General features: G+C 71.9%; 4 protein-coding genes. 1 reads left to right on the forward strand and 3 read right to left on the reverse strand.

What is annotated here, in order from left to right:
* Positions 1-43 precede the first annotated feature (43 nt).
* The 3 genes from VF746_16580 to VF746_16590 form a co-directional block, all read right to left on the reverse strand.
* Positions 44-1765, reverse strand: a complete 1722-nt coding sequence (locus VF746_16580) for a vanadium-dependent haloperoxidase (protein ID HEX8694040.1) — start codon at positions 1763-1765, stop codon at positions 44-46.
* Positions 1766-2269: 504 nt separating this feature from the next.
* Positions 2270-3715 (reverse strand): hypothetical protein, encoded by a 1446-nt coding sequence (locus VF746_16585; GenBank protein ID HEX8694041.1) that lies wholly within the window; start codon positions 3713-3715, stop codon positions 2270-2272.
* Between the two features lie 278 nt (positions 3716-3993).
* Positions 3994-6258, reverse strand: a complete 2265-nt coding sequence (locus VF746_16590; protein HEX8694042.1) for a vanadium-dependent haloperoxidase — start codon at positions 6256-6258, stop codon at positions 3994-3996.
* Between the two features lie 522 nt (positions 6259-6780).
* Between VF746_16590 and VF746_16595 the strand changes: the two genes are divergently transcribed.
* Positions 6781-7587 (forward strand): hypothetical protein, encoded by an 807-nt coding sequence (locus VF746_16595; protein ID HEX8694043.1) that lies wholly within the window; start codon positions 6781-6783, stop codon positions 7585-7587.
* Positions 7588-7845: the final 258 nt, after the last annotated feature.

Genomic DNA, 7845 nt, shown 5'->3' on the forward strand with positions numbered 1-7845 from the left:
GGCGCCCTGAAGGGCCGGGCCTGGGTCCGCAGAGAGGGTCGGCTCACGAGCCCGCCTGCTGGGGCACCACGTCCACCCACCCGTCGCGGATGCGGACGGTGGTGCCGTCGAACCGGGTGAGCTGGAAGTACGCGTCGTCCTCGTTGAAGGTGATCGACAGCTCCTGCAGGAGGCGAATGGCGATCGCCTCGCCCAGCAGGAGCGACTGCTGGTGGTCGGAGCGCCAGTGCACGCCGGCGGCGTTGCGGAAGAGCGAGACGTTGTCGGCCAGCTTGTTCAGCTCGCCCCCCACGGTGAGCGTGGGGCCGGTGTACGGGAGCAGGGCGGTGCCGTCGGCGCTGGCCTGCACGGGGCTCTCGATGGTCTTGCTCTCGTCGAAGAACGCCTTGAGGATGGTCACGCACGCCCCGCTGATGGTGGCGTGCCCCGCGCCGTACGCCGGGTGCGTGGGAGCCCCCTCGGGGTAGGCCTGTGGGAGCAGGTACGTCGTCGACGGCGCCCAGCGCTCCGGGTAGTACGGCGCCAGCCCGCCCGCGGTGAGCGAGTTGACGATGCTGCCGTCGATCGGGTAGGTGCGGGCGCCGGTGATGTGGTTGTGCACCCGCCCGCCGTACTCCTCGGGGCGCAGCCGCCGGTGCACCCCCCACTTCTGCCACCACACCGCGCGCCCGGCGCGGCCGATCACCTCGGTGAGCACCTCGATCACGTGCACGTCGCCGAAGGTCACGAACCCCGCCTCGGTGGGCGAGTCGGGGGCCGGCGGAGCGTACGGGTTCCCCGCGTCGAAGGGGAACTCGCGGTCGCGCATCGGCACCGCGCCGGCATTGGGAGTCTGCTGGTTGCCCAGGGGCTCCGACAGGAGGTACCACGCCGCGTTGTAGTAGGAGTCGATCACCAGGTCGAAGTGCACGTAGTTGGTCCCGTCGCGCAGGTTGCGGATGAAGCGGCGCTGCGTGAAGTCGAACTGGTCCTGGCCGCGGAAGTCCGCGCCGTTCTGCGCCTGCAGCCAGGTGTCGAAGACGGTCAGGTAGTCGGCCGCGGCGCCGATCTCCGGGTACCCCTTCACCGTCTGCTGGCGCTGGTCGATCACCCGCGCCCCGTACGCGATGAAGCCGTCGGTGGCGTTGCGGCCGCCGCCCGGCATCTTGCGCGGGTCGCTGTTGCCCTTCCACAGGAACTGCGACACGTACGGGCCCGCCTGCGCCCCGGGCTCGAGCCCGCGGAAGACGGTCTGCGCCGTGACGCCCCGGGGCCCGCCGTACTCCCAGAACTCGCCGTTGATCGACGCGACGGCGGCCGCGATCAGCGGGTCGGTGCCGTAGTTGATGAACGGCACGTCGCGGGCGACCGCCATCCAGTACAGCTCGCCCGCCTCGTGCGCGGTCACCGCGCCGTCGAAGCGCGGCGCGGGGGGCTGGGTGAGCTCCTGGCTGTCGGGGCCCTCCAGGTGGAAGGCCAGCCCGGACTGCGGGTTGGTGAGCTTGATCCCGCCGGGGCCCAGGCGGATCTGCTCGAAGTCGGCGGGGTCGCGGCTCTGCACCGCCCGCAGCAGGGTGGCGTACGACTCGGGGTCGGGGTCGCCCAGGGCGTCGTGCTCCAGCCCCTTCGAGTAGTTGCCCGCGAAGGGCCGGGTGGGGTAGTTGACCTCGTCCGAGTTGTTGTCGTCGACCGGATGCGGCCGCTCGGCCGCGAGCTCGGCCGCCTGCTGCCGGATGCCGAGGGCGGCCAGGCGCCGCTCTTCCTCGCGCCGGGGAAGCTGAGGCATCGTTCCTCCCGTGGGTGAGAAGGTTCCCGCCAGGCGCGAAGCCCGCGCCCCCGCTGCCCGTCATGGCGGACGCGCCCGCGGCCGAGCGCGGCCGCAGCGCGCGAAGAGGCCCCTGCACGGACCCGTTAGTCCGGCGGGGGCCTCTCCTCGGCCCATCTCCAGTGCGTCTCGTCCGCCCTCCCTCCCGCCAACGCAGACGCCCCCGCCCGGCACTCTGCCGGGCGGGGGCGTCGCGACCCCGCATCTCTGTCTTTTAATTCACTCCGACGCTTTTAAAGCGTATCTAAGATGACAATTTGATCGTCCTTTGTAAGCTATCTCTCTCCGCGTCCGTTGTCAATGCATGCCCCCCGCACCCACGAGGGGCGCATTTCCCCCGGAAGGCGTCCACCCCGATGCCTGGGTGACCCACCGACGAAGAGCTGCCGATCGCCCGCGACGCCTCCGCCTGGTGCACGCTCGAGGCGCGGCACCGAGGACGGCGCGCCGGTCCCGCGCCCTGGGTCAGGCGGCGGGGAAGCGCTGCGTGTACCCCGACCAGTAGTCGAACGAGTCGATCTTCCCCGGGTGCGGCGGGTCGCCCCGGTCCTCGCCGGTGGACCACAGGATCACGTAGGTGAGCGCCTTCACCCGGCCGAACCCGGTGCGTCCCGGGGCGGTGGGGATGCGGTTGCGCCAGGTCCCGGTGTCGATGTAGTAGCGGCCGCCGTCCCGGTCGGCCGCGGCCAGCTCCACGGCGGGGCGGTGCGTGTGGCCGGCCACCAGGTAGCGCGCGCGGCCGCCCTGGATCGCCTCCTCGCGCGCGGCGAACGCCACGGGCGGCGCGCCCTCGCCGCCGCCGGTGCCGGCCAGCCGCCGCACCAGCGACAGGGGGAGCCGCCGGGTCAGCTTCCAGGCGCTGGTGTCCAGGACCACCTGCACGGCGTCGAAGACGTCCGGCTCCCACTGCTTCTCCAGCCGCTTGAGCCATCCGCGCAGGAACGGATCCCTGCGGACGTCGGCCAGGATGCGGCGGACCACCGGCTCCACCACCGCCCAGATCTCCCGGTCCGGCACGTCCGCCAGGTCGGGGTCGCGCAGCAGGAACTCCACCACCGCCGACTGCGGGCGCACGTCGTCGAACTCCAGCAGCCGCTCGTAGACGTGCTCCAGGAGCGGCGTGGCGAGGATCCGCTCCTCGCCGTGGACGCGCCGGAACTCCAGCGGCAGGCGCGAGCCCACCTGCACGGTGGTGAAGTCGCCGAAGGGCGGAGCGTCGTACTGCTCCGGCGGGAGCCGCGCCGGGATCGTCTTCGCCTTCGAAAGGTCCGCGGAGAAGTTGAAGCGGTCGTACTCGTGCCCGTGCCGGACCAGAACCCGCGGGTCGGCGAACTCGAGCTGGTTGGCGAAGCGGTCCCCGCTCACGGGGGCGATCCCCAGCGTCTCGCGCACCCAGCGGCGGATCTCGGGCGTGGCGTTGCAGAGCCGGTCGTGGTTGCCGGGGAGGTAGTGCACCTGGATCCGGTCCGCGGGGAAGTCGGCCTCCTCCCCGGCGTCGTCCACGTACCTCCCTTGCGTGGCCAGGAGGCGGAACGCCCGCAGCACCGGCTCCACGCGCTCGTCGCCGGCGATGGCACGCAGGACCTGGAGCACCTTCGCCTCCAGAGGCGATCCGGCGGCGGGCGGGTCGTCGTACGGCATCGGCCCCCCGGGGGGCGTGAACCACAGCGTGGTGCGGTTGACGTCGAAGATGTCTCCGGCCAGCACCAGGTGGAGCTCGCGCACGCCGCGCCCGCCCCCTTCCCGCCCGCCGCCGTTGCGGGCCGCCTCCAGGGCGAGCCCGCGGATCCAGCGCAGGAAGGCGGTCACGGGGAAGTTGCGCCGGCGGCCGATCCTGCGCCCCGTGGCCGGGTCGGTGATGACGTCGTGGTCTTCTTCTTCGAAGTGCAGGTCGGAGATGACGACGAGCATGGAAGCCTCCGGGGTTGCCGGGAAGTCCGGCCGCATGAAAGGGGATGAGCGCCGGCCGCGTACGTAGAGACGGGCCGGCGGGGGCGGTTTCGCCGCGGCGCGCCCGCAATCTTGGGCGTCCGCGGGCGGGTCCGCCACCCCGCCGGAATGCCGCCTCGCGCCGCCGCGTGCGGGCTCCGAGTGGGAAGTGCCGAAGTCGGGGGCCGGCCGGGAAAGAAGTGCGATAGAAGGAAGCGCCGGCGCGGAGCGTGGCTCCGCGCCGGCGCCCGCGTTCACGGCTACACCACCGGCACCACCTTGCCGTCGAAGATGCGGATGCGGACGCCGTCGAACCGGGTCAGCTCGAAGAAGGCGTCGTCCTCGTTGAAGCCCAGGGTCATCTCCTGGAGCAGGCCGATGGCCACCGCCTCGCCCAGGGGGAGCGACGCGGTGTAGTCGCTGCGCCAGTGCACGCCTGCCGCGTCGCGGAAGAGGGCGATGTTGCCGGCCAGCTTGTTCAGCTCGCCGCCCACGGTCATCTGCCCCGCGTCGGCGCCGGTGTAGGGCACCAGCGAGAGGCCATCGGCGGTGGCCTGCAGGGGGTTCTCGATCTGCGCGGTGTCGTCGAAGAACGCCTTGAGGATGGTGGCGCACGCCCCCGAGCCGGTGGCGTGCCCCGCCCCGTACGCCGGGTGCGTGGGGGCGCCCTCGGGGTACGCCTGCGGGAGCAGGTACGAGCTGGGGAAGCGCTCGCCCGCCTGCCCCACGTACGGCGCCAGCCAGCCGGACTGCAGCGAGGTGAGGATGCTCGGATGCAGGGGGTACGTGCGCGCGCCGGTGAGGTGGTTGTGCACGCGCCCGCCGTACTCCTCGGGGCGCAGCCGCCGGTGCACCCCCCACTTCTGCCACCACACCGCCCGCAGCGCCCGCCCCAGCACCTCGGCCAGCACCTGGAGGAGGTGGATCGGGCCGAAGGTGGCGAAGCCGGTCTGCGTCCTCGAGTCGCCCGCGGCTCCCGGCGGGTCGTACGGGTTCCCCTGGTCCGGCGAGAACTCCAGGTCGATCTGCGGGCGCCCGGTGGTCCCCCCGCTCACGAAGGTGAGCTGGTTCCCGCGCGGCTCCGACATCAGGTACCAGGCGGCGTTGTAGTAGGCGTCCAGCACCTGGTCGAAGTGCACGAAGGTGGCCCCGTCGCGCAGCGAGCGGATGAAGCGCTTGACGGTGTCGAGGACGTCCATGCCGCGCCTGTCCATTCCGTTCTGCACGTTCAGCCAGGTCTGGAACACCGCGATCGAGTTCGTTCCCGCCTGGGCCGGGACGATGCGCTGGTCGATCCCCCGCGCGCCGTAGGAGATGATCCCGTCGGCGGCGTCGCGGCCCTGCCCGGCCGGCTTGCGCGGGTCGACGTTCCCCTTCCACAGGAACTGCGAGACGTAGGGGCCCGCCTGCTCGCCCGGATAGATGCCCCGGAAGACGTTCTGCGCCGTCACCGGCACCGTCCCGCCGAACCGCGGGAACTCGCCATTGAGCGAGGAGACCGCCGCCGCGATCGTGCCGTCGGTCCCGTAGTCGATGAAGGCGACGTCGCGGGCCAGCGCCATCCAGTACAGCTCGCCCATCTCGTGCGCCGCCACCTCGCTGTCGAAGCGGGGGGCGGGCTGCAGGGTGAGCGCCTGCGCGTCGGGGCCCTCGAGGTCGAAGGCGAGTCCGGACTGCGGGTTGGTTAGCTTCAGCGCCGTGGACGAGGCGAGCTGGATCTCCTCGAAGTCGGCCGGGTCCTCGCTCTGCAGCGCGCGCAGCAGGGTGCCGTACGAGATCGGCTCCGGGTCTCCCAGCGAGTCGTGCTTCAGGCTCTTGGAGTAGCTGCCGATGAAGGGGCGGTCGGGGTAGTTCACCTCGTCGTTGTTGTTGGCGTGCTCGTCGTGGCGCCGCCCCGCCGCCAGCTCGGCCGCGTCGGCGCGGACGGCGCGCGCCGACCGGCGCCGCTCCTCCACGCGCCGCGCGAGCGAGGTGGCGGCCACGTTCAGGTTGTCGAAGACCGCCACGCCGGGCGACGGGGCCGGCTGCCAGGTCCCGGTGAAGATCCCGGGGCTCACCGCGGTCACGGCGAAGGGGGCCGGGTTGCTGTACAGCGTGGTCCACGCGGACCCGTCGGGCGAGACCTCCCAGAAGACGGTGCCGTTCAGCTCGCGCAGCCGCAGCCAGCGGTGCGCCTCCGGGTCGTAGGGCACCGTGAGGAACACCAGGTACGCGCCCCCGACCTGCTGCTCGCAGCGCAGCAGGCCGTCCACCAGCCCGATGCTGAGCTCGTTCCCCTCGCTCAGGTACGCCCGCAGGCGCGCCTGCCCCGTGCGCGGGGCCTGGACGAGCTCCACCCAGATGCGCGAGCCGGTGAGGTCGTACGTGCCCTTGGCGGTGTAGCCGGCGTAGCTGTCGGCCGCGCTGCTGGCCAGCCACAGCTCCAGGCGCCGGTTCACCTCGCGGGCGTCGCCGAACACCCACCATTTCGTGGTGTCGGAAGCGTTGTCGTTGAAGTCCTCGGTGAAGGTGTGTGCCTTGGCCATGATCGGTCCTTCCGGTGTGGGTGCCCGTCGCCGCGGCCGGGCTCGCTCCTCCGCGGCTGCCGCCAGTTCCATCGTTCCGCCCCGGCCCCTGGGGATGCTGGCGCGCGTGAGTGTCCCCGGGCCGCTCCCGGCCCCGGTTCGCCGGCGCCGTTGTTTCCCGGGCGCTCTGCCGGGGCGTGGACCTGGTCGGGCCCCGTTTCCGTCCTCCCCTCCCCCGAACGCGGACGCCCCCGCCCGGCACTCTGCCGGGCGGGGGCGTCGCGACCCCGTATCTCCGTCCTGTGATCCGCCTTGGATTTTCGAAAGCGAATCCAAGTGGACAATCTATGTCTCAGTTGCAAGCTACGCCTGTTTGCGCCCCCTGTCAATGCATGCGCCCGCGGCGGACCGCCACCCGCCGAAACGCCGCCTCCCGCGCCCACGTAAGACGTCGGCGCCGGGGATCGGCCGCGACCCGTTGCACTCCGGCGGGGCTCGCCGTTACCATCGAAGGGTTCCCTCCCCCCGTACCAGGAGACTCAGGTGGGACTGTTCGACGACTTCAAGGCGGCCGTGAGCGAGATGGTGGAGCTGGTGGTGGACGGCGTGCGCGACGCCGCGCAGGCCGCTCCCGACCAGACGCGCCAGGTGGCCGAAGACTTCAAGGACGAGGTGCGCTACGGTCTCGAGGCCGCGGCGCCGCACGTCCGCCGCGGGATCGGCGTGGCCGCCTTCGCCGCCGGGTGGGTGGCGCGCGAGACGGCGGCGATGTTCGCCGAGATGAAGCCCGCCCCGGAAGAGGAGGAGGCCGGCGAGGAGTGGAAGGCCGAGGCCCCCGGGGCCAACGAGGTGGAGCTCCCGCCGTACGAGGAGCGCCCGCTCACCGAGGCCGAAGAGGTGTGGGCGCGGCAGGTCTTCCGCGAGAGCCTGCCGTATGACCTGGTCCACCTCTCCAACCAGCTGGGCCTGCACGGGCGCCCGTACGCCGTGCCGCACCCCACCACGCTCGGCGCCTTCGTGGTGCACGCGGGCCCCGACGTCTACGCCGACCCCACCGGCGCCGCCGGGCGCGTGGGCGGCCAGCGGGGCGACGCCGTCTTCATCCAGCAGCTCGTGCACGTGTGGCAGGGCGTGCACCCCTCGCGCACGCTCGACTACGCCGTCCGCGCCCTCGTCAGCGCCTTTTTGAGCGGCGACGACGCGTACCGGTACGAGCCGGGCAAGGCGTGGGCGGAGTACGACGCCGAGCAGCAGTCGGCGATCGTGCGCGATTGGTACCTGAGCGGCATGCCTCCCGGCGGCGCGCTCTTCCCCTACGTCCGCGACCACATCTGGACCGGCACGCCCTGAGACGCGTCCGGTCCGGGTCGGATGAAGGCCGGGAGCCGCCGAGCTCCCGGCCTTTTCTCGTCGATCCGGCGGATCGACACCAGGCTCATACCAGATTCTACAATCGATTATGCAAACGAGATGTCATCCTGAGTCTACCACCGCGCTGCGCGCGACCACGGAGGATGAAACGGGTGTGGGAGCATAAATTGGGCGGGTGGCGTCGGCAAAGAGGTCGGTAAGCTCATTGGTGCGAGAGAGCCCGTTCCTGAGTCAGAC

The organism is Longimicrobium sp. (assembly GCA_036389795.1).
Taxonomy (GTDB): domain Bacteria; phylum Gemmatimonadota; class Gemmatimonadetes; order Longimicrobiales; family Longimicrobiaceae; genus Longimicrobium.

Bases quoted from the DNA above. Each gene is read 5' to 3' on its own strand.
- VF746_16585 (HEX8694041.1), bottom strand. From the start codon at position 3,715: ATGCTCGTCGTCATCTCCGACCTGCACTTCGAAGAAGAAGACCACGAC.
- VF746_16590 (HEX8694042.1), bottom strand. From the start codon at position 6,258: ATGGCCAAGGCACACACCTTCACCGAGGACTTCAACGACAACGCTTCC.
- VF746_16580 (HEX8694040.1), bottom strand. From the start codon at position 1,765: ATGCCTCAGCTTCCCCGGCGCGAGGAAGAGCGGCGCCTGGCCGCCCTC.